Below are 2,821 nucleotides of genomic sequence, written 5' to 3' on the forward strand. Positions count from 1 at the left end.
GCCGCGGGCGCCTGCTCGGGCGGCCCGCACGGCGCATCACCGGCCAGGACGCCGTCGACCTGTTCGACGCCTCCAGCGCCCGGGCCCTGGAGGCGCAGTTCGCCGCCCTGCGGGCGACCGGGCAGGCCGGGGCGATCCGGGCGTCCCTGCCGCACGAGCGGGGCGAGGTCACGGTGTCGGCCTCGCTGTTCCGGGGCGAGGGCGGCGCCAGCGCCCTGCTGCAGCTGGCCGCCGACCCGGCGGCGGCGGCCGGGCCCGATCAGGAGGCGCCCACCGCCGCCGTGCTGGCGGCGATGCCGGAAGGATTCGTCGTCACCGACCCGTCGCGGCGCGTCCTCATGGCGAACGCCGCCTTCCTGGAGCTGGCCCAGCTCGCCACCGAGGGGCAGGCCCGCGGGCGGACCCTCGACCACTGGCTCGGCCGCGACGAGATGGAGGCGCAGGCCCTGTTCGCGACCCTGGTCGACCACGGCGCCGTGCGCCGCTTCGCCACCGTCATCCGGGGCGCCTATGGCGGCCTGGAGGATGTGGAGGTCGCCGCCGTGTCGGTGGCCGGCCCCCGCCCCTGCCTCGGCTTCGCCATCCGGTCCGGCCCGCGGCGGATCGCCGAGGGGCGCTCCGCCTCGGCGATCGGGCGGGGGCTGCCCCGCTCGGTGGAGCAGATGACCGAGCTGGTGGGCCGGGTCTCGATGAAGACCCTGGTGCGCGAGACCACGGACCTCATCGAGAAGCTCTGCATCGAGGCGGCGCTGCGGATCACCCGGGACAACCGGGCCTCGGCGGCCGAGATGCTGGGCCTCAGCCGGCAGGGCCTCTACGCCAAGATGCGCCGCTACGGCGTCGGCGATCTGGACGGCCCGGCCGACGACGCCTGAGGCGGGCGCCGGACTCCCTTTCGGCCCTCGGCGGACTGCCGCGCGCCTGACCGCGCCCGACGCGCGAGGATGGCCGCGTTCCGCGCGCACGACCGCCGGATCGCGCGCGTACGACCGCCGCCGCACCGGTAAAACCGGCCGCCGCCGAGGCGCCGCGCCCCGCGACTTTCCGGTGTGCCGGATAATGTATTCCTGACGTGGGGGTTGTATTCGCTGGACAAACGCCGCGCCCATTCCGCCGCATGGTGTAAATCTGCCTTGACACTTCGGCGGGGCCCGGTAGCCTCCCGCCATGGCCGCTACGCCCGCCCCGAGCGCAGTCATCGAGCTGCTCAAGCCGCTGACGTGGTTCGCGCCGATGTGGGCGTTCGCCTGCGGGGTGATCTCCTCCGGGCAGCCGGCCAGCGGCCAATGGCCGGTGATCGCCGCCGGGGTGCTGCTCGCCGGGCCGCTGGTCTGCGCCACCAGCCAGGCCGCCAACGACTGGTTCGACCGCCACGTCGACGCGATCAACGAGCCGAACCGGCCGATTCCCTCCGGGCGGATCCCGGGCCGCTGGGGGCTCTACCTCGCTTTGGGCTGGACGCTGCTGTCGCTGGTGGTGGCCGCCGCCCTGGGGCCCTGGATCCTCGGAGCCGCCCTGTTCGGGCTGGTGCTGGCCTGGATCTACTCGGCGCCGCCGGTCCGGCTGAAGCGGAACGGCTGGTGGGGCAACGCCGCGGTGGCGCTCTGCTACGAGGGGCTGCCCTGGTTCACCGGCGCCGCCGTCATGGCCGCGGCCCTGCCGGACCGGCGGGTGCTCCTGGTGGCGCTGCTCTACGCAGCCGGCGCCCACGGCATCATGACGCTCAACGATTTCAAGTCGGTGGAGGGTGACCGGCGCATGGGTCTGCTGTCCCTGCCCGTGCAGATGGGCTCGCAGCGCGCCGCGCGCTTCGCCTGCCTCGTGATGGCCCTGCCGCAGGTGGCGGTGATCGCGCTCCTCGTCGGCTGGGAGCGGTACTGGCATGCCGGCCTCGTCGCGGCGCTGCTCGCCGGCCAGGCCGCCCTGATGGTCCGGTTCCTCGAGAACCCCCGGGAGCGGGCGATCTGGTACAACGGCACCGGCACCACCCTCTACGTCCTGGGCATGCTGGTCTCGGCCTTCGCGCTGCGCCCGCTGGTGGGAGGGGCGTGATGGCGGGCGGCTCGCGCACGGAACGGCCGGGCGTCCTCCCGTCCCCCGCGAAGGCGGGCGGGCGAGCGGTCGCGCCCGACGGGTATCTCGGCTGGCCCCAGATCGTCCGCCTCGGCCTCGTCCAGACGGCGCTGGGCAGCGTCGTCGTGCTGATGACCGCCACCCTCAACCGGGTGATGGTGGTGGAACTGGCGCTCCCCGCCATCGTGCCGGGCCTGCTGGTCGCCCTGCACTACGCCGTGCAGGTCCTGCGCCCGCGCTGGGGCTACGGGTCCGACCGCAGCGGCCGGCGCACCCCCTGGATCGTCGGCGGCATGGTGGCCCTCTGCCTCGGCGGGTTCGGCGCCGCCTGCGGCACCGCGCTCGCCGCCGAGAACCTCGCCCTGGGCCTCGCCCTCGCGGCCCTCTCCTTCCTGTGCGTCGGGATGGGCGTCGGCGCGGCCGGGACCTCGCTCCTCGTCCTGCTGTCGGGGGGCGTCGCCCCGGCCCGGCGGGGCGCGGCCGCCACCATCGTCTGGGTGATGATGATCGTCGGCTTCGCCGTCACGGCGCCGCTCGCCGGGCATTTCCTGGATCCGTTCTCCGGTCTGCGGCTCGTGGCGGTGTCGGGCACGGTCTCGCTCGTCGCCTTCTGCGTGGCGGCGCTGGCGGTCGCCGGCATCGAGCGCCGCCTGCCGGTCCGCGCCCCGGAGCCCGCGGAGGCGCGCCGGCCGTTCTTCACCGTGCTGGCCCAGGTGCTGGCCGATCCCGTGGCCCGGACCTTCACGAT

The 2,821-nt window shown here is 75.0% G+C and carries 3 protein-coding genes; all 3 read left to right on the top strand.

Features of this window, described 5'->3' with window-relative positions; all coding sequences use genetic code 11:
* Positions 1–875: helix-turn-helix domain-containing protein (locus I53_RS19945; RefSeq protein ID WP_043353922.1), on the top strand; the 875-nt coding region annotated here is incomplete at its 5' end.
* A 292-nt stretch (positions 876–1,167) separates the two neighbouring features.
* The gene (gene chlG / locus I53_RS19950; RefSeq protein ID WP_043353924.1) at positions 1,168–2,052 is read left to right on the top strand and encodes a chlorophyll synthase ChlG; all 885 of its coding nucleotides are present in this window, start codon (positions 1,168–1,170) and stop codon (positions 2,050–2,052) included.
* A partial coding sequence (locus I53_RS19955) for an MFS transporter (protein ID WP_251982379.1) occupies positions 2,052–2,821 on the top strand: 770 nt, incomplete at its 3' end. The genes chlG and I53_RS19955, both read left to right, overlap by 1 nt.

The sequence above is a fragment of the Methylobacterium sp. B1 genome (genome assembly GCF_000333255.1).
Lineage (GTDB): Bacteria > Pseudomonadota > Alphaproteobacteria > Rhizobiales > Beijerinckiaceae > Methylobacterium > Methylobacterium fujisawaense.

What these genes read in the sequence shown, in the direction of transcription:
- chlG (WP_043353924.1), top strand. Translation starts at nt 1,168, where the DNA reads ATGGCCGCTACGCCCGCCCCGAGCGCAGTCATCGAGCTGCTCAAGCCG.